At 62.2% G+C, this 18,555-nt stretch carries 17 protein-coding genes; 9 read left to right on the top strand and 8 right to left on the bottom strand.

Annotated features, from left to right (window positions below):
* Nucleotides 1-46 precede the first annotated feature (46 nt).
* From SHEL_RS04855 to metK, 5 genes are all read right to left on the bottom strand, one after another.
* Nucleotides 47-1,642 carry an RsmB/NOP family class I SAM-dependent RNA methyltransferase gene (locus SHEL_RS04855; RefSeq protein ID WP_012798132.1) on the bottom strand — a complete coding sequence of 532 codons (1,596 nt, stop codon included), beginning with the start codon at nt 1,640-1,642 and terminating at the stop codon, nt 47-49.
* Entirely contained in the window at nt 1,643-2,581 is a 939-nt protein-coding gene (fmt, locus tag SHEL_RS04850) for a methionyl-tRNA formyltransferase (protein ID WP_050749531.1), read from the bottom strand.
* 55 nt (nt 2,582-2,636) lie between these two features.
* Nucleotides 2,637-3,179: a peptide deformylase gene (gene def / locus SHEL_RS04845; protein ID WP_012798130.1), complete on the bottom strand. Its 543-nt coding sequence runs from the start codon at nt 3,177-3,179 to the stop codon at nt 2,637-2,639.
* A 197-nt stretch (nt 3,180-3,376) separates the two neighbouring features.
* A complete protein-coding gene (gene priA, locus SHEL_RS04840; RefSeq protein WP_012798129.1) occupies nt 3,377-5,464 on the bottom strand; it encodes a replication restart helicase PriA in 2,088 nt (695 codons plus the stop codon).
* A 92-nt stretch (nt 5,465-5,556) separates the two neighbouring features.
* Entirely contained in the window at nt 5,557-6,819 is a 1,263-nt protein-coding gene (gene metK, locus SHEL_RS04835) for a methionine adenosyltransferase (protein ID WP_012798128.1), read from the bottom strand.
* 271 nt (nt 6,820-7,090) lie between these two features.
* Here metK and SHEL_RS04830 point away from each other — a divergent pair, with 271 nt between their 5' ends.
* From SHEL_RS04830 to mscL, 5 genes are read left to right on the top strand one after another with little or no spacing between them, the layout of a single operon-like run.
* Nucleotides 7,091-8,452, top strand: a complete 1,362-nt coding sequence (locus SHEL_RS04830) for a carboxylate--amine ligase (RefSeq protein WP_012798127.1) — start codon at nt 7,091-7,093, stop codon at nt 8,450-8,452.
* A gap of 1 nt (nt 8,453) precedes the next feature.
* Nucleotides 8,454-9,311 carry a lipoprotein intramolecular transacylase Lit gene (locus tag SHEL_RS04825; protein WP_012798126.1) on the top strand — a complete coding sequence of 286 codons (858 nt, stop codon included), beginning with the start codon at nt 8,454-8,456 and terminating at the stop codon, nt 9,309-9,311.
* Between the two features lie 3 nt (nt 9,312-9,314).
* Entirely contained in the window at nt 9,315-10,793 is a 1,479-nt protein-coding gene (gltX, locus tag SHEL_RS04820) for a glutamate--tRNA ligase (protein ID WP_012798125.1), read from the top strand.
* Nucleotides 10,794-11,864, top strand: a complete 1,071-nt coding sequence (locus tag SHEL_RS04815; RefSeq protein ID WP_012798124.1) for a 4Fe-4S dicluster domain-containing protein — start codon at nt 10,794-10,796, stop codon at nt 11,862-11,864.
* 14 nt (nt 11,865-11,878) lie between these two features.
* A complete protein-coding gene (gene mscL, locus SHEL_RS04810) occupies nt 11,879-12,277 on the top strand; it encodes a large conductance mechanosensitive channel protein MscL (RefSeq protein WP_012798123.1) in 399 nt (132 codons plus the stop codon).
* A gap of 168 nt (nt 12,278-12,445) precedes the next feature.
* Here the strand turns inward: mscL and SHEL_RS04805 are convergent, their stop codons facing one another.
* The gene (locus tag SHEL_RS04805; RefSeq protein ID WP_012798122.1) at nt 12,446-13,663 is read right to left on the bottom strand and encodes a glycosyltransferase; all 1,218 of its coding nucleotides are present in this window, start codon (nt 13,661-13,663) and stop codon (nt 12,446-12,448) included.
* A gap of 150 nt (nt 13,664-13,813) precedes the next feature.
* Between SHEL_RS04805 and SHEL_RS04800 the strand changes: the two genes are divergently transcribed.
* From SHEL_RS04800 to SHEL_RS04785, 4 genes are read left to right on the top strand one after another with little or no spacing between them, the layout of a single operon-like run.
* Entirely contained in the window at nt 13,814-14,614 is an 801-nt protein-coding gene (locus tag SHEL_RS04800) for an MBL fold metallo-hydrolase (RefSeq protein ID WP_012798121.1), read from the top strand.
* A 2-nt stretch (nt 14,615-14,616) separates the two neighbouring features.
* On the top strand, nt 14,617-15,249 hold the full coding sequence (locus SHEL_RS04795; protein ID WP_012798120.1) for a ribonuclease domain-containing protein: 633 nt from the start codon (nt 14,617-14,619) through the stop codon (nt 15,247-15,249).
* An 8-nt stretch (nt 15,250-15,257) separates the two neighbouring features.
* A complete protein-coding gene (locus SHEL_RS14810; protein WP_012798119.1) occupies nt 15,258-16,112 on the top strand; it encodes a carbonic anhydrase in 855 nt (284 codons plus the stop codon).
* A gap of 6 nt (nt 16,113-16,118) precedes the next feature.
* Nucleotides 16,119-17,057, top strand: coding sequence for an AEC family transporter (locus SHEL_RS04785; protein WP_012798118.1), 939 nt, complete (start codon nt 16,119-16,121; stop codon nt 17,055-17,057).
* A 146-nt stretch (nt 17,058-17,203) separates the two neighbouring features.
* Here the strand turns inward: SHEL_RS04785 and SHEL_RS04780 are convergent, their stop codons facing one another.
* Together SHEL_RS04780 and pyrE are read right to left on the bottom strand one after the other, a co-directional pair.
* Nucleotides 17,204-17,683 carry an HIRAN domain-containing protein gene (locus tag SHEL_RS04780; RefSeq protein WP_012798117.1) on the bottom strand — a complete coding sequence of 160 codons (480 nt, stop codon included), beginning with the start codon at nt 17,681-17,683 and terminating at the stop codon, nt 17,204-17,206.
* A 131-nt stretch (nt 17,684-17,814) separates the two neighbouring features.
* Nucleotides 17,815-18,495 (bottom strand): orotate phosphoribosyltransferase, encoded by a 681-nt coding sequence (gene pyrE, locus SHEL_RS04775; RefSeq protein ID WP_012798116.1) that lies wholly within the window; start codon nt 18,493-18,495, stop codon nt 17,815-17,817.
* Between the last annotated feature and the right edge of the window lie 60 nt (nt 18,496-18,555).

Raw genomic sequence — 18,555 nt, 5'->3', positions numbered from 1 at the left:
CGAAAAACGGGGCAACTGAGGCCCCGTTCCTTTTGCAGCAACCGAATTAGAAACGCTTGGTCAGGCGCACCGCGAAATGGGCGTCGGGGCCGTCTTCCTCAAGCGACATCTTCAACATTTCGGTCATCTCGAACCGCTCGCCGAACTTGGTTTTCAGGAAGCGCTCCACCACCCGCTCGTTCTCCTCACGGAAGACGGTGCAGGTGGAATAGACCACCTGGCCGCCCGTTTTGACGAGCGACGCCGCATCGATGAGGATGTCCAGCTGCACATCGGCCATCTTGGCCACGTCTCGCTCTGTCAGGCGCCAGCGGATCTCGGGGTGGCGGCGCAGCGTGCCCACCCCCGAACAGGGAGCGTCCACAAACACCGCGTCGAAGCTGCCCTTCTCGTACAGCGACGTGAGCTTCCTACCGTCGGCCACCTTCGTCTGCACCGACGTGAGGCCGTATTCGCGGGCCCTGTTGCGCAGCAGCTTGGCCTTGAACGGATGGTCGTCCACCGACACGATCGGGAACTGCTTGCCGTACTTGCGCATCGCGTTGCTCTGCATGAGCACGGTTTTGGTTCCGCGTCCGCTTCCCACCTCGATAAACGCCGAAGGAGGCTCGCCAGGCAGGGCGAAGGAGGCGACCTTCTGGGCCGACGGGTCCGAAATCAGCACCTTGCCGTCCTCGAACAGCTTAGTCACCACATCGCTGCGGATGGCCTTAGGCGTCCCGATGCGGATGCACCCGGGGATGCCTTCCACAAGGTTCGGGTCGGCCCCCTGCTCCTGCAGCACGGCCAACACCTCTTCGTCCGTGGCGCGAATGGCGTTGACGGCCGCATGCACGGGGGCATCGCCGTTGGAAGCCTCCATGAACGCGGCGGCCTGCTCGCGACCCATCTCCTCCACGAGCCGCTTAGCCATCCAAGAGGGAAAGGCGACCTTGCGGGACAGCGCCACCACATCGGTGCCCACGTCGCCGAAAGGCCAGCGCGAAGCCGTTCGCGCCATCTTGCGAAGCACGGCGTTTGCCAGCGCCCGGGCTTTCGGTTCTACGTACGCCACCAGCTCGACACCCTGGTCGACGGCTACGTAGTCGTCTTTCTTCAGGTACAGAAGCTCGTAGGCGCTCACGCGGAGCGCATCGCGCACGTTGGGCTGGATGTCGGCCGGGCTGTACAGGTTGCGGTTGATGAAATCGTCCAAAGCGCCGCTGGTCGCCACCACGCCTCGGGCAAGCCGTGTGGCGAAGGCTACGTCCTCGGGTTTCATCGGCCCCATGCGAGAGACCACGCCGGGCACGACCTCGGAGACGAATGCATCGCGCTCTCGTACGATCCGACAGCTCAAACAGGCGGCGATACGGGCCGGGGACGCATGGTTCTCGAGCCGTCGCGGAGCCTGGGACGACCTTCCCGAATGGGATGCCCGGGCGTTGCCGCCGCTGCGGCCGCCGTTTCCCACATACACGCGGCGGCCGCCGCCGACGCGTCTGCCGTCCGCGTCTTTGCGCCCATTCGAACGTTCGCGGGAGTCGCTGCGGCCTTTGTAGCCGCCGCGGTCGCCATGCGCATCCCGGGGCGATCCGCCTCGGCCGCCCTGTCCGTCACCGCGATTCGAGTTCATGCCCTCACGGCCTCTGTATGCGCACATTTACAGTCTCCCCCACGTGGAACCTTGGGATTTCAGATTCTGGATGCCGGCCGCAAACGACGCAGCCGACATGGCCTTTTTGCCGTCGGGTTTGACCTCGATCAGCCGGATTGCGCCGTCGGAGCAGCCCATGTACAGGTTTTTCGCCTGAAGCGCCACCTGACCGGGCTCAAGTTCGGGCGCATCTTCCCCAGCAGCAACGCGGGCGTCCAGAACCGTGACGCCGCGGCCTGCCAGCTGGCACTTCGAAGGATGCGCGTCGCTGGATGCCTGCACGCGCCGCGCGTTCATGACGGCGCTGTCGGCAGGATCGAGCATCAGCTCGTCGTGTCCCAGCTTCTCGGCGTACGTGGCCTGAGAATCATCCTGCTTCGTCCAACGGGCCTCGCCCTGCTCAATGGCATACAGCGCCGTGAGCAGCGCATATGCACCCTTGTCGGCAAGTTCGCCAGCCAGATGCTCAAGCTTCTGGTCGCCGATCTCGCAGCTGCGGCTGATGCAGTAATCTCCGGTGTCCAGACCTTCCTCCATACGCATGATGCACACGCCGGTCTCCGCCTCGCCGTCGAGGATGGCGCGCTCCATGGGCGCCGCGCCGCGGTATTTAGGCAGAAGGGAGCCGTGGACGTTGATGCATCCGAAAGGCGGGATGTCCAGGACTTCTTTGGGCAGGATCTTGCCGTATGCGGCCACGACGATGGCGTCGGGCGCGAGCTCTTTCAAGAAGGCGATTTCTTTGGGATCGCGAAGGGTATCGGGTTCCCGCACGGGGATGCCGGCCTCGAGGGCCACCTGCTTCGCCGGCGAGGGGACCAGCGCCTTCCCTCTGCCCCGAACGGCATCGGCCCGCGTGTAGACGCAGACCACGTCATGCTGCTCCTTCAGCTCGATGAGGATGTTAGCCGCAAACGTCGGCGTACCCATAAATACAACCCGCATGAGTCCCCCCTTAATGTTCTACGAGCATGAAACCGTGCAGAGCACGAAGTACATTCTATTCGACGCTGGTGTCGCCAGGTTTGGCGCCCGCCTGCTGCGCCGCCTTGTAGTCCTTGAGCGCCTTGATGCGGGCGTTCATGTCGCAAGACTCGAACAGCGTGATGCCGTTGAGGTGGTCAATCTCATGCTGCAGGCAGCGGCCCAAAAGACCGTCGCCCTCGATGATCCAGTCCTCGCCGTTCAGGTCGGTGTACTTCACGATGGCATAGGTGGGACGGCGGATCTCCACGGTGATGCCCGGACAGGACAGGCAACCTTCGCCATCCAGCTCTTCGGGTCCGCGAGTCTCGATGATCTCGGGGTTGAGAAGCGTGATGGGATTGCGCGTGCCGCTGTCCTGGTCGCAGTCGATGACGATGATGCGCTTGTTGACGCCCACCTGCGGTGCAGCCAGGCCGCATCCATTGTTGGCATACATGGTGTTGGCCATCTGGCGGGCCAACTTCTTCAGGCTCTTGTCAGACGGGTCGCAAGGGACGCACACCTCGCGCAGCGTAGGATCCGGATAGGTAACCACAGGCAGTGTATTGAGTTTCACGTCTATTCCTCTTCCATTGTACGCAGTCTGACCAATCGTCCCCATAAAGCACCTCGTGAGGCGGCACAGACGGCTGCGTTTGCATTAGCTTTTCACGTGCGTATCAGATTGTTTCGTGAGCGCGAGTATACCAGAGCCTACCCCATTGTGTACTGGGAAAATGCCTGCGAACGAAGCCAACACAACCCGTACGGCCGCTAAAGGACGCTCAACGGGTCCACATCGCAGGCGACGTTGACCGTCTTGGACGCCTTTCGGGAGCGCATGACCGGCGAAAGCACCGCCGAGACGTCTGCGCCTGCGGGCGCCTTGACAAGGATGTGCCAGCGGTACATGTTGCGGATCTTGCTGAGCAGACAGGGAGCCGCACCGAAGGACACCCAGCCTTCGCCCCCGTTGTCGTGCAAGGCCGCTTCGACCCGCTGCGCCAGCGCCTGGGCGGCCTTCTGGACCTCTTGGGCGTCATGTCCCCAGACCAGCACGTCGGCGATGCGCGCGTAGGGCGGATACCTGAGCATCTTGCGTTTAGGCAGCTCGTCGATAAGGAACCGCTTTCGGTCGTAATGCGCCGCGGCCTGCACGGCCACGCTTTCGGAAACGTAGGTCTGCACGTAGACCTTGCCTGCGAAAACGCCGCGGCCCGCTCGGCCCGCCACCTGCTGAATCAGGTCGAAGGTCCGCTCCGCACTGCGGAAATCGGGCAGCTTGAGCTGGGTGTCCGCATTGATGACACCGACCAGCGTCACCTCGTCGAAGTCCAGTCCCTTGGCGATCATCTGCGTGCCCAGAAGCACCGACGCGCCCGGGCGGGCGAACCGTTTCAGCAGCTCCTCGTGGGCGTTCCGGGTGGAGGTCGTGTCCGAATCCATGCGAATGACAGGCACGTCCCGCCCCTCGAGCAGAGCCTTAAGCTCGGATTCGACCCGCTGCGTGCCGGCCCCGAACTTGCGCAGGTACGGGCTTCCGCACTCGGGGCAGCGTGCGGGAACGGGCTGACGGCGCCCGCAATGGTGGCAGATCAGGGCATGCTCAACCTCGTGGTAGGTCAGCGACACCGAGCATGTGGGGCATTCGGGCACGAACCCGCAATCGCGGCACAGCATGAAATTGGCGAACCCGCGCTGGTTGAGCAGCAGCACGGCCTTGTGTCCCGCGTCCACGGTTTCGAACAGGGCCTGGGTCAGGCGCTTCGAGAACATGGAACGCGACCCGGAGTGGAACTCCTTCGCCATGTCAACCACTTCCACATCGGGCATGGGCTTGCCGTTGGCACGCTCCGGCAAATCCACCTTGCGCCAGCCCGGCTTGGTAGCGCAGGCGTGAAGCGACTCGATGGAAGGCGTTGCCGACCCCAGAACCACCGGGATCCCGAGGCGGTCACCGAGCCATACGGCGATGTCGCGGGCATGGTAGCGCGGGGCGCTTTCCTGTTTGTAGGTGCTTTCGTGCTCCTCGTCGATGATGATGATCCCCAGCCGACCAACAGGTGCGAACAGGGCGCTTCGGGCACCCACCACTACACGGCGCTCACCCCGTTTGACGGCGGTCCATTCGTCGTAGCGCTGGGCCTGGGTCATGTTGGAGTGCATGACCGCCACTGTGTTGCCGAATCGTCCTTTGAAGCGGGCCACCGTCTGAGGAGTCAGTGCGATTTCGGGCACAAGGACGATGGCGCCCTGCCCCACCTCGAGCACTTTTCCGATGGAGCGCAGGTAGACCTCCGTTTTTCCAGAGCCGGTCACGCCGTCCACCACGATGCAGCGACCGGCGTCCGGCTTGCCGTCGATGGCCTCGGATATGGCGTCGAAAGCCGCCTTTTGCCCCTCGGTCAACGACAAATCGTCATTTGACGTTCGGACCTCGGGCTCACCGTCGTCGACGGCGTCTTTTCTGGCACGGCGCTTGGCAGGTTTCTGCAACCGCCATCCGTCACCGTCCTTCACCACCTTGGGCGTGCGACCGGCCGGCGTGAACAGATGGATGCATGAGCTCAAAGGCGCGATGTATGTGTAAGCCATGTGTTCGATCAGCGCTGCGGCATGTTCGTCAAAACATGATTCGCCAAGCACTGCGAGAAGGGGCTTGAGTTTGGATGCGTCCGGCAACTCGTCCGCCTCGTCCAGCGGGGCCACGCTCATGACATAGCCCACCGCCTGACGGCGCCCGAACTCCACCAGCACCGGGCAGCCCACCTCCACACCTTCCATGTCATCAGGTACGGCGTAGGTGTAGGACGAGTCGAGCGACTGCGTGTTGATATCGAGTATGACGGAAGCGGTCTTCATAGTGTCTCAGACATCGGATCGGAGGGATGGAAAAGCGGCGCCGGAAGAAAACCCGACGCCGCTTGCGTGCAAAGCCCGGATATACGGTGCGTTTACTCCAAGCCGCAGGCGGCGCGCAGCGCGTCGACCCTGTCGCGGCGCTCCCAGGTGAACTCGGGAAGCTCGCGGCCGAAGTGGCCGTAGTTGGAGGTCATGCGGTAGATGGGACGACGCAGGTCGAGGTCGCGGATGATGGCGCCGGGGCGCAGGTCGAAGACCTGGTTGACAGCGTTCTCGATGTCTGCCACGGGCACCTTGTTGGTGCCGAAGGTGTCCACCATGACCGAGATAGGATGCGCCACGCCGATGGCGTAGGCAATCTGGACCTCGCAGCGGTCGGCCAGACCTGCGGCGACCACGTTCTTGGCAACCCAGCGCGCGGCGTAGGCGGCCGAACGGTCCACCTTGGTGCAGTCCTTGCCGGAGAACGCGCCGCCGCCGTGGCGGCCCATGCCGCCGTAGGTGTCGACGATGATCTTGCGGCCGGTCAGGCCGGAGTCGCCCTTGGGTCCGCCCAACACGAAGCGGCCGGTGGGGTTCACGTAAATCTCCAGGTCATCGGCCAGTTTGACGCCTTCCTTCTCGAAGACGGGGTTGATGACGTGCTCAATCAGATCATGACGGATCTGATCGATGGTTGCCTCTTCGGCATGCTGCGTGGAGATGAGCACCTTCTCCACCTGAGTGGGCTTGCCGTCGACGTAGCGCACAGACACCTGGGTCTTGCCGTCGGGGCGCAGGTAGTTCAGCGTTCCGTCCTTACGCACCTCGGTCAGGCGCTCGGACAGACGATGGGCCAGGTAGATGGGCATCGGCATGAGGGTCGACGTCTCGTTGCAAGCGTAGCCGAACACCATGCCCTGGTCGCCCGCGCCGATCTTGTCGGTCTCGTCGACGGCCTCGTTGTGCTGGGCCTCGTAGGACGCATCGACGCCCATGGCGATGTCGGGACTCTGGCCGTGGATGGCGTTAAGCACGCCGCAGGTGTCGCAGTCGAAGCCGTATTTGGCGCGGTCGTAGCCGATTTCACGGACCACATCGCGGATGATGGTGTCCACGTCGACGTAGGCCTGGGTGCGGATCTCGCCGCCGACGATGATCATGCCTGTCACGGCCATGGTCTCGCAGGCACAACGGACCTGCGTCACATCGGCAGGTGCGCCGTTGGGTGCGATATAGCCGCGGTTCTGGAGCTCGATTTCCTTAGCCAGAATGGCGTCGAGAATCGCGTCGGAGATTTGGTCGCAGATCTTGTCAGGATGTCCTTCGGTCACCGATTCGCTGGTGAACAGATACGAGTCTTTGATCTCGGTCATAGGTATGACTCCTTGCTGAAAATGTGCTAACGCTTCGCGGATATGTTGTGTGCACTTTACCACAGGCGGGCTCGGGCACCTGCGCAATAGCCACGCCTGCACACAATTTGTTTCCCAGAGGCCACGCCCCTTCACACGCCCGAACCGATCCGCGCGGAAGATGCGGGTGATTCGCCGTTTTCCGTTCACGCGGAAGTGCGAAACGCCGCATCATGATACACTTTCGGTTTATGGGATTAACGTGATACCTGCCTTGAGAGGACGGTGGCCTGTGACTCTGAACAGCACCTACACCAATGAATACTTGAGCATCGTCTCGCAGCTCGATGGCGACGTGGAAGGAAAGCGCAAGGCCCGCACGTACATGGGGAATTCGACGGCCATCTACCATGGCGTCATCGTGGATTCGGCCTTCGTGCCGCGCCTGTTCGACGCCGAAACCAAGGCCCGTTTCACCTACATCGCCGAAACGACCTATTCCATCCTGTGCAAGGTCATGCAGGAATACATCGACAACCCGGACTACCGCCACGTCTACGACTTTGACGAGCGCCTGGTCGATCTGGTGCTGCTCCCCCGCAACTACGACGCTCTGCTGCCCTTCGCCCGCGTCGACGTGTTCCTGAACGAAGACACCCTCGAGGGCCAGTTCTGCGAGTTCAACGGCGACGGGTCCAGCGGCATGAACGAGAACCGCGAAATCACACGCTCGGTGGAAGGCACCGCCTCCTACCAGGAGTTCGGACGCCGCCACAAGCTGGAAACCTGCACCGAGTCGCTGTTCGGCGGCTGGGTCCGCGAGTTCCTCAACATCTACAGCACCTACGCCTACAAGGTGGAGCATCCCCACATCGCCATCGTCGACTTTTTGGAGAACGCCATCGTCGACGAATTCGGCATCTTCTGCGGCATGTTCGAGGAGGCCGGCTACCACTGCACCATCTCCGACGTGCGCGACCTGACCTTCGACGGCGAACACCTCATCGACCAGAACGGCGAGGTCATCGACGCCATCTGGCGCCGCAGCGTGACCAACGACATCATCGAGCACTGGGAGGAGTCCCAACCCCTCATCCAGGCCGTCCGCGCCGAGAAGGTTGCGCTCATCGGCAGCTTCGCCGGGCATCTGGTCCACGACAAGCAGATCTTCAGCGTGCTGTTCAAGCCCGAGACCCAGGCCATCCTCACCGACGAGGAGAACGCCTTCGTGCGCGACTTCGTACCCTACACCACCTTCCTGGACAGCGAATGCATCAACCTGGACGACGTGAAGGCCGAACGCACCAAGTGGATCATCAAACCCACCGACGGCTACGGCTCGGCCGACGTATACGCCGGAAAGGACTTCGATGATGCGGCATGGGGCCAGCTCATCGACAAGTTCGCCAACGGTGCCGCCGGCGCTCCCTTCCTGATCCAGACCTACTGCACCCTGTACAAGACGCTGACACTGCCCCTGTACGGGGAGGACGCAGACTACCGCGACAACCCGGCTCTGGCGTACAGCAACATGTCAGGCGTCTATATATACAACGGCCGGTTCGCGGGCGTTTTCTCGCGCCTGGGACCCAACCCCATCATCTCCAAGAAGACTCGGGGCATCACCGCCGCCTCGATCTGGGTGGATTGTTAACATGAAGCACGCCAAAGCGTCCGACGCCGCAGCGCAGCGGCCAATACACCCCGTCTTAAGCATCGTCATGGGGGTGCTCATCGCCTGCACCATGGCGGTCAGCTTGGTCTACGCGGGTTTTTCCGCCTGCGCAGTGCCCGACCAGACCACCCGTCTGCTGGCGAACGCCTTCAGCAACGACGCCGATTCCCCTTTCACACATGACGAGCTGGTGGAAACCGCCGTGGTCAGCAAGCGCTACACGGCCACCGACAACGACCTGGACGCCATGGTTGCCCAGGTGGCGAAGATCAACGCCCAGGCAGCAGCCGACGGGCGCAATACGGATCCCGCAGGCGCCCCCGTGCTGCCGCAGGATTGGGAGAACGCCTCCACCGAAGAGCTGCTCGCATCCTTCGACGGCGTTGCCGACCAGTACGTGCTGGACGCAGCCGCGCTTTCGCATCTGGACGACTGCTACCTGGTCATCGGGAAGGCCCGAAACGTCTTGAACGTCGTGGCCATCGCTGCCATCGTGCTGCTCATCCTAAGCTCGCTGCTCCTGTCCGGCCGCACCATCGGACGGGCCCTGACAGCAGCGGGCGGGCTGGTGCTTGCGGCGTTCGCCGCCCTGGCGATTTGGGTGACAGTCGACTTCGATGGATTCTTCGCGGCGTTTCATTCGCTGTTCTTCGTCGACGGAACCTGGCAATTCTCTTGGGATTCGCTTCTCATCTGCATGTATCCCGAAAAGTTCTGGATCGGCATGGGCGCCGTCTGGCTGCTCGTGACGGTTGCAGGCTGCATTCTTTGTCTTATTATTGGTGGTCACCTCAGGCGCAAATATGCGTTTGAGCTCAATATACCCAGGAGGAACTGATCTATGAACAACACCGTGCGCGTCCGCTTCGCGCCTTCGCCTACCGGCAAGCTGCACATCGGCGGAGCGCGAACCGCAATCTACAACTGGGCGTTCGCCCGCGCCATGGGCGGCACCTTCGTCCTGCGCATCGAAGACACCGACCCCGAGCGCTCTACTGAAGAGAACACGCAGGTCATCCTGCGCGCCATGCGCTGGCTCGGCCTGGACTGGGACGAAGGTCCCGAGGTAGGCGGCGATTTCGGCCCCTATCTGCAGACCCAGCGCTTCGACACATACGCCGCCGCCCTTGAAACCCTCAAGCAGCGCGATGCCGTCTATCCGTGCTTCTGCACCAAAGAGGAGCTGGACGCCAAGCGCCAGGCCGCCGAAAGCGCAGGCCAGGCCTACGCCGGCTACGACCGCACCTGCCGCAACCTGTCCGCCGAAGAGGTGCAGGCCCGTCTGGACGCCGGCGAGAAGTGCTGCTGGCGCCTGAAGGTTCCCGAGGACCACGGCCCCATCGAGTTCGACGACGCCGTGTACGGCCATATGAGCTTCCCCGCCGACGTCATGGACGACATGATCGTCGTGCGCACGGACGGCACGCCCACCTACAACTTCGCCGTGGTCTGCGACGACGCCAACATGGGCATCACCCATGTCATCCGCGGCGACGACCATCTGTCCAATACCCCGCGTCAGATTCTCATCTACGAGGCTTTGGGCCTCACCCCGCCTACCTTCGCGCATCTGTCCATGATCCTGGGCGGCGACGGCAAGAAACTGTCCAAGCGCCACGGCGCCACCAGCGTCGAAGAGTACCGCGACCAGGGATTCCTGTCCGACACCATGGTCAACTTCCTGGCGTTGCTGGGCTGGAGCCTGGACGGCGAAACCACCATCATCCCCCGCGATGTGCTGTGCAAGGAATTCAGCTTGGACCGCATCACGAAGAAAGACGCCGTCTTCGACGAAACCAAACTGCTGTGGATGAACGGCCAGTACATCAAGGAGATGGACCCCGCCGAATGGGTTCGCCTGAGCCGTCCCTGGCTGATCGAGGCCGGCGCCACCGAGGAGGACATCGACGCCAACCCCGAGAAGTACGCCGCCATGTACCCGCTGCTGGCCGAACGCGAGCAGCGCCTGTCCGATGCGGCCGAGAAGCTTCCGTACCTGTTCTGGGGTCCCAAGGTCGAGCTGGACGAGAAGTCCGTCAACAAGGTCCTGCTCAAAGAGGGCGCCCGCGCCGAAGAGGTGCTGCGCGCCGCCCGGGACATCATCGCCGACGAGTCCATCGAATGGGCCTGCGACCCGCTGCAGGACGCCTGCCGCGCCCTTACCGAGAAACTGGACATGAAGGCGAAGCTCGTCTTCCAGCCCATCCGCGTGGCCGTCTGCGGCAACATGGTTTCGCCCCCGTTGTTCGAATCCATCGAGCTTATGGAACGTGCCGACATCGTCGCCCGCATCGACACCGTTCTGGAGCAGGTGTTCTAAATGAAGATGATCGCACTCGCCGAGAACTGCGTGCGTACGCGCGGGGCCGAATGCCGGCGCTGCGCCATCGCATGCCCTGTTGGCGCCATCTCCTTCGACGCCGAGACGAACGGTCCCGTCATCGACGAGAAAGCCTGCACCAAATGCGGCCTTTGCATGGGCGTGTGCGACGCCTTCAGCTCCACCACAACCAACTCCCAGCGCCTGTATGACCACCTGCGCAAGGTGGCCATGCGGGGCGAGCTGGTGTACGTCACCTGCAAGGAGAACATATTCCCCGGCTTCGAGCCGGCGGAAAACGTCACGGTCCTCCCCTGCATCGGCTGCATGCCCCCCGAGCTGTGGACGCTGCTGCTGGCCGAGAACGCTCCGATCTGCATCGCCTGCGACCTGCGCTACTGCGACGACTGCAGCCGAGCACCTGGCCGCGGCGAGCTGCTGTTCACCCACGCCGTGGAGATGGCCGAGACTTGGACCGGCCGGGAAACCCACTTCGACCGAGAGATTCCTGAGAAGCAGGCGACCAAGGACAACAAGCCCCTCGGCGAATACGGTCGCCGAGAAGCCTTCGACAGCGTGAAGGACGACGCCTTGGATATCGTGTCGGGACGCCGGCGCCTTCGCAATTCGGACACCCTCAAGGAGTATTACCTGCGGAAAGAGCGCCAGCGCATGCGCGACCAGCTCAAGCTGCATGACAGCGAGAAGGACGTGATGCGCTCCAAGAAAGGCGGACCGGGACGCATCATGATGCCCCGCCGCCGTATGCTGCTTGAAGCCATCGAGCAGCTCCCCGAAATGGCAGAGCGCGTAACCATGACGGTCAGCTTTACTGACACGGATGCATGTGTATCATGCCATGACTGTACCGAATGTTGCATATCTGGGGCACGTGCTCTCGATTCCGCTTCAGGTGTTGTATCATATGACGTGCGCTATTGCATCGGCTGTGGAGCATGCGTCGATGCCTGCCCCGTGGCAGCAATTACCATGATTGATGCGACGGCACAGAGCGTTATGCCAAACGGTCCCGGCGAGGTTGCTCCGATCCTCGTTGACGGACGCAAGTAGGAAAGAGGTACAAGATGAAGAAGTTCATGGATGAGTTCAAAGAGTTCATCGCCCAAGGCAACGTCATGGACATGGCTGTCGGTATCATCATCGGCGGCGCGTTCACCGCTATCGTCACGGCCCTGACCGAAGACATCATCAACCCGCTCATCACCCTTATCACGGGCGGCGGCGTTGACAGCGTGGGCGCTCTGAACATCGCCGGCATGGACTTCGGCGCATTCATCTCCGCCATCCTGAACTTCCTGATCATCGCATTCGTGGTGTTCTGGCTGGTCAAGAGCGTCAACAAGCTGCAGAAGCTTGCCGGCATGGAAAAGCCTGCCGAAGCGCCTGCCCCCACCTGCCCCCATTGCCTCGAAGAGGTCAAGGAAGGCGCCACCCGTTGCCCGCATTGCGGCGGCGAGATCTAAAGAATCGCACTTCAGAGGAAAAGCGCCCTGCGGGGCGCTTTCTTTATGCCTTAAACCAACCTTGGTAGCCGCCCGGCCGACACCTCGACTTCGCAGACCGCCCGAGTCCGAGGCCTGTGTTGCGAGGCAAAAAAACGCCCTGGCCTCAAATTGGCCAGGGCGTTTGCGTTAATCCTTCTTGAACAGGCTTCCGATGGCGTGCTCGGCTTTGTAGGCGACCGACGATTGAAGCTGTTCCACCGCTGCTTCCAGCTGGCCGTTTCGGGCCTCAAGCTCGTGGAGGCGCTGCTCCAGGGCCGTTATGGTCTTGGCGTCCTGATTCCGTTTCCAGGTGGTGTCCTTGGCCAGCACCCGCTGACGCGCGTTGGCGGCTTCAAGCTGGCGGTAGTTGCGCCATTGCAGATAGGCCATCACGTCCACGGGCGTGCCGAACCGCAGCGCAGCGACGAAATCCGAATGCCACGACGCCGTGTAGTCGCCGTCTTCGGCCTTACCTATATGGAGCGAATCCAGGCATTCGTTCTGGATGTAGGACACCGCCTCGGCAAACGTCTCCGCATCGGATATGTTGCGCAGCAGATACACCAGGTTGCCGGTAATCTTCGCCGCGAACTGGCGCTCCAACAGCATGTCACGTTCATCGAGCCCCTTGGCTGCGGCCACCCAGGCGTCCACGGTGGCCCGCCACGTCTGGGGCAGGCGCTTCGCCAGACGATCCCCGTCCTCTTTCATATGGCAGATCAGGACCTCGGGCAGGCAGGTCACGGTCTCGGCCGAACTCAGGGCCGCGATGGTGAACGGCACGTCCCCATCGAAATCGGCGGCGGCGAACCGCAGGCCCTCGCGCTCGACCAGCTCGCGGGAGAACGCCTTGTTCCACACGTCCGTGGTGGTGAAATCCAGTATGCGCTCGGGGTTGGTCGCACGGTTGAAAACGGCGTTTTCCGCAGGCACGAAACGGGTCTTCAGATACCATGCGGCCGGAGTGGGCACGTCGTCGCCTTCGCGCAGCTCCTCGACGCCGCAGACGCACACCTCGGCCTGCGTTTCGGACATGCGGGCGAACAGGCTTTCCAACGCGTTCTGGGAAAACGTGTCCCCCGCGTTCCAGAACAGGAAATACGGCGCCAACGCATACTCGACGCCCGTGTTGCAGGCCTCGCCCAGGCTTTTGGGCTGCTCGTGGCGAACCGCATGCACGCGCTCGTCTTGGGCTTCAAACGCCGCAACCACGTTCGGCGTCGCATCGGTGGACGCATCGTCGACAACCACGATCTCGAAGTTGTAGAACGTCTGCGCCAGAACGGATTCCAAAGTTCTTCCCAGGCGCTGCTCCGCATTGCGCACGGGGACGATGACGGAAATATCAGGGTTGCTTACCGGCATAATTGTCTCATCTCCAACAAACACACCCGTATCGGATGTTGCATCAAGCCATGTCCCGTCACATGATAGCCTACGAAAGGCATTCTGGTGCAAAGCCACATCGACACTGCGAAACTTTGGTACCATGGACGGCAAACACGAGGAGGTGCCATGAGAATCGTCATGCTCGGAACCGGACACGCGACCGTCACCAAATGTTACAACACCTGCTACGCCTACGAGGAGGACGGAAGGTCCTTCCTGGTGGACGCGGGCGGCGGAAACGGCATCCTTTCGCAGTTGGAGAAAGCCGGGCTCGAGCTGGCCGATATGGAGGGCATGTTCATCACCCACGCCCATACCGACCACGTTCTGGGCGCCGTCTGGATCATACGCATGGTGGCGGCGTCGATGCACCGCGGGCAGCGCAGCAGGCCGTTCACCGTCTACGCGAACGAGAAGGTCATGCGCGTGCTGGGCACCATCGCCGACATGTGCCTGCCGGCGCCGTACCTCAAGCAGTTCGGCGAGCCGCTGCGGTTCGTCACGTTGCAGCACGGCGACGAGTTCGACGTGCTAAGCATGCGCTGGACGGCCTTCGACATCGAATCGGAGAAGGAACCGCAGATGGGCTATCGGGCGGTGCTTGCCAACGGAACCGTCATCGGATGCACGGGCGACGAGCCGGCCCACGCCGTGAACGACCCCTACCTGACAGGCGTCGACTGGCTGCTTACCGAGGCCTTCTGCCTGTCGGAAGACGAGGAGACCTTCCACCCGCATGCGAAGAACCACTCGACCGTGAAGGAGGCCGCCGCATCGGCGCAGCGGCTGGGTTGCAAACGCGTGCTGCTCTACCACACCGAAGACGCCACCCTGCCCACCCGCAGGCAGGCTTACACCGCTGAAGCCCGAACCGCGTACGACGGCGAGATATTCGTTCCCGACGACCTGGAAACCATCGAGGTGTAACCATGCAAGAATCCCGTACCAAATCCCTCATCGTAGGCACCGCGCTGCTGCTGTTGCTGGCGCTTGCCTGGATCGTGCTCCCCAGCGTGGCCGGCGGCTCGGATGCCGACAACGCCTCCGACACCGCAGCCGTCACGGAGCAGGCGACCGAAGCCGACGCCGCCGACGAATCGTCAGAAACGGAGCCCACGCCCGCAGGCGGGCAGGCCGAGCAGGAAGGCGCCGATGTCGAAGCCGAAAGCGCATCGGACGGCGGCAGCGAGCCTGCGGCATCGGGCGCGCCGAGCATTGCCGTCACCGAGAACGGCGAGTACATCACCAAGGACGAGGTGGCCGCCTACATCCACGAGTTCGGACATCTGCCAGGCAACTTCATCTCGAAGACGAAAGCCAAAGACGCCGGATGGAAATCCGTCTCGTACGACCTTGACGAAGTGTGCCCCGGCAAAAGCATAGGCGGAAGCCGCTTCTACAACGATGAGGGGCTGCTACCCGATGCCGACGGCCGCACCTGGACCGAATGCGACATCAATTACACCGGCGGCAACCGCGGCGCCGAGCGCATCGTATTCTCCAACGACGGACTCATCTTCTACACGAGCGACCATTACGAAACCTTCGAACAGCTGTATTAGGAGCGGACATGCGCGAGATCATTCTTGACGAGACGAAGCTCGATTCCCTCGACGAGGTCCATGACCTGTTGGCACGCGAGCTGGACCTGCCCGATTACTACGGCCGCAACGCATCGGCGCTCTGGGACTGCCTGGGGGACGTGACGCAGCCCGTGCGCATCGTCGTCCGCCGCGCCGCCGACGAGCGCTGGCAGATCGAAGGGTTCGACGTCATTGAACGCGTCATCCTACGAGCAGGTCGGCTGATCGACGAGGTGGAGGCTTTCTCCTACGTCGACGACCTTGATGAAGACGAAATCGACGAGAATTCCGAACTGGACGCCGCGATGGCGCTGGAGCGGCTGAAACGCGGCAACGAGGCGTTTCTGGACGCCCACAGCAACACGGGCAACATCTCATCCGAGCTGATAACCAGCCTGTTCGAAGACGGCCAGAAGCCCTTCGCCACCGTCACCTGCTGCTCGGATTCGCGTGTGGCGCCGGAGCACATCTTCATGACGGGGCTGGGTGAGTTGTTCGTCATACGCATCGCCGGCAACGTCATCGACCAGGCCGCCCTGGCCAGTGCCGTGTATGCGGCCGAGCACCTGCACACCAAGCTGATGGTGGTCATGGGGCATTCCCACTGCGGTGCCATCGAATCGGTCATGCACGGGCACACCGACGGCGTCGAAGCCTTGGCGGGCCCCATCGCGGCCGCAATCGGCGACGAGCGCGACCCTTATGCCGCCGCGGCCCTGAATGCGCTGGCCGGCGTCGGCACGCTGACGGAAAACGAGCGTATCGAGGCCTGCATCGACGACGGCATGCGGGTGTGCGCCGCCGTGTACCACACCCATTCGGGCTTGGTCGATTTTCTGTAGGACCCCATGGAAAGCCTGGCTGTAGCACTCAACGCGGTCATGCCGTTTTTCGTCTACCTGATGGTGGGCAAGATCGCGCGTGCCCTGCATTGGGCCGACGAGGATTTCTTCAGCAGACTCAACACCTTCTCGTTCAACACGCTGTTCCCCATCATGATGTTCAGCACCGTCTACCAGGTGGAGACCGATTACGCCGTCAACTGGCTTTTCGTAGGAACCGCACTCGCCAGCGTGCTTATCGTCATCGGCATCGCCATGGCCGCGGTGCCGCGCCTGGTCGGCGGCCCGCCGCGCCAAGCCGTGGTGGTGGAGGCGCTGCACCGTTCGAACATCATCCTGTTCGCGTTGCCGCTGACCTACAGCATCTACGGGGACGAATGCCTCATTCCCGTCACGTCGGTCATCGCGCTGATCGTCCCCACCTATAACATCGTCGCCGTCATGATATTCGAATACTTCCGCGGCGCTTCCCCCACCCCGCTGTCGCTCGCGAAAAGCGTCATCAAGAACCCGCTCATCCAGGGATTCATCGTGGCCACGCTCGTCCGCTTCCTGCATATCGACCTGCCTGGTTTTCTGGATGCTCCCATCCACACGCTGGGAAGCATCGCGACGCCTCTGGCGCTCATCGCGCTGGGCGGCACCCTGCACATCCACGAGATGCAGGACAACATGGGGCTCATGGTGCCTGTCCTCATCATCAAAATGATCGTCCTGCCCCTCTGCATCCTGCCGTTGAGCCTGGCCCTCCCCTTTTCGGGCGTCGAGCGGTTCGTGCTGCTCGTCATGTATGCGGCACCTGTCGCTACGGCCACCTTCCCCATGGCGTCGACCATGGACGGCGACGGGCCGTTGGCAGGCGAGCTTGTGGTCTTGAGCACCGTGGTTTCCGTCGGCACCTTATTCGTTTGGATTGTCGCGTTGGGAACCGCCGGCCTGCTTTAACGCCCACGCCGGCCAAAACGCCGCTAGTACTTCGTAACCACGTATCCCAGGGCCAGAACGCCCAGCACGATGATGCCGATCAGGAACGGCAGGTGGCGTTTGAATGCGTCGAACACGTGGTCCCCTCTCTCGAAAAGCCGATGTCGCTAGTCCGTTTTCTCCAACAGCAGCGCGCTCGCCTTCCCTTTCTCCTTCACCAACGCGACCAGCACGTGGCCGTCGGCGATGGCGCTCCAGGATGCGGCGCGGGAGTCATCGTTCATCGGTACATAGCCTACCAGATTGCCGCGGCGCGTGACAACGCGCAGGGCGAAGGGGTCGTATTCGTTGGTGGTGTCCGTAACCACATACAGCACTTCGCCGGGGATGAACCTGTGGCCCAGCTCGTCAGCGGCTTTGATTTCGATGTCGCGCAAGGCCTTGAACCCTTTGGCGCGCCAAAACACCACCCAATCCATCTGTTGGGCGGCTCGCATCTTGCGGATGCGTTCGAAGTCCGTCTGGATGCGCGTGAGCTCGTTTTTCGCGAGGGGCTTGATGAGCTCCTTGATGGCGTCGATCTCCTCGGTGCGTTTCTCGTCGACCGCCTGCTTGATGGCGGCTTCGCGTTGCTTCCTGAAAAACATGGCTCTTCCGTTCTGCGTCGTTTCTGTCTGAACCATTTAACCACATCGCAGCTAGAAGTTCGCCTCGACAAACTCCCATACACAGAAAAGCCCGCCGACACCGGCGGGCTTGGATGCTTCGTTTGGCCGAACTAGCGGACGCCGTACGTTTCGTAATAGGCGTCGATGGCGGCCTTGGTAGCCGCGTCGATGACCACGCGACCCTTGACCTCGCGGTCGTACAGGTATTCGGTGACTTCCTTCATGTCGACGATTGCGGCCGTGGGGAAACCGTACTTCTCGGAGACCTCGTCGATGGCGGCCATCTTGCCGCCTTTGCCCACTTCCATGCGGTTCAGGGACACCATCAGGCCCTTGACCGTGATGTTCGCAACGCCGCTGATCAGCGGATAGGTCTCGTCGATGGACTTACCGGAGGTGGTGACGTCCTCCACCATGACCACGCGGTCGCCGTCCTTCAGCTCGTAGCCCAGCAGCATGCCGGCGTCGGCGCCGTGGTCCTTGGCCTCTTTGCGATTCGAGCAGTAGCGTACCTCTTTGCCGTAGATATCCTCCAGCGCGATGGCCGTCACGACGCTCAGCGGGATGCCCTTGTAGGCAGGACCGAACACCACGTCGAAGTCGAGACCGAAGTTGGCGTAAATGGCACGGGCGTAGTACTCGCCCAGACGCTTGAGCTGAGAGCCGGTGACATAGGCGCCCGCGTTCATGAAAAACGGGGACTTGCGGCCGCTCTTCAGGGTGAAGTCGCCGAACTTGAGCACATCGCTTTCCACCATGAACTCGATGAACTCCTGCTTGTACTGCTCCATTGCCATTCCTTCCTACGCATGCGGCCGTTTTATGACGGGCATCATCATACCGCATCTAAG

Source organism: Slackia heliotrinireducens DSM 20476, assembly GCF_000023885.1.
GTDB lineage: Bacteria > Actinomycetota > Coriobacteriia > Coriobacteriales > Eggerthellaceae > Slackia > Slackia heliotrinireducens.
This window is presented reverse-complemented; position numbering and strand designations above follow the sequence as displayed.

Coding starts and splice junctions, on each gene's coding strand:
- SHEL_RS04780 (WP_012798117.1), bottom strand. CDS start 17,683: ATGTTTTTCAGGAAGCAACGCGAAGCCGCCATCAAGCAGGCGGTCGAC.
- SHEL_RS04855 (WP_012798132.1), bottom strand. CDS start 1,642: ATGTGCGCATACAGAGGCCGTGAGGGCATGAACTCGAATCGCGGTGAC.
- pyrE (WP_012798116.1), bottom strand. CDS start 18,495: ATGGAGCAGTACAAGCAGGAGTTCATCGAGTTCATGGTGGAAAGCGAT.
- priA (WP_012798129.1), bottom strand. CDS start 5,464: ATGAAGACCGCTTCCGTCATACTCGATATCAACACGCAGTCGCTCGAC.
- SHEL_RS04785 (WP_012798118.1), top strand. CDS start 16,119: ATGGAAAGCCTGGCTGTAGCACTCAACGCGGTCATGCCGTTTTTCGTC.
- mscL (WP_012798123.1), top strand. CDS start 11,879: ATGAAGAAGTTCATGGATGAGTTCAAAGAGTTCATCGCCCAAGGCAAC.
- SHEL_RS04815 (WP_012798124.1), top strand. CDS start 10,794: ATGAAGATGATCGCACTCGCCGAGAACTGCGTGCGTACGCGCGGGGCC.
- SHEL_RS14810 (WP_012798119.1), top strand. CDS start 15,258: ATGCGCGAGATCATTCTTGACGAGACGAAGCTCGATTCCCTCGACGAG.
- SHEL_RS04825 (WP_012798126.1), top strand. CDS start 8,454: ATGAAGCACGCCAAAGCGTCCGACGCCGCAGCGCAGCGGCCAATACAC.
- SHEL_RS04805 (WP_012798122.1), bottom strand. CDS start 13,663: ATGCCGGTAAGCAACCCTGATATTTCCGTCATCGTCCCCGTGCGCAAT.
- SHEL_RS04795 (WP_012798120.1), top strand. CDS start 14,617: ATGCAAGAATCCCGTACCAAATCCCTCATCGTAGGCACCGCGCTGCTG.
- fmt (WP_050749531.1), bottom strand. CDS start 2,581: ATGCGGGTTGTATTTATGGGTACGCCGACGTTTGCGGCTAACATCCTC.
- metK (WP_012798128.1), bottom strand. CDS start 6,819: ATGACCGAGATCAAAGACTCGTATCTGTTCACCAGCGAATCGGTGACC.
- SHEL_RS04800 (WP_012798121.1), top strand. CDS start 13,814: ATGAGAATCGTCATGCTCGGAACCGGACACGCGACCGTCACCAAATGT.
- gltX (WP_012798125.1), top strand. CDS start 9,315: ATGAACAACACCGTGCGCGTCCGCTTCGCGCCTTCGCCTACCGGCAAG.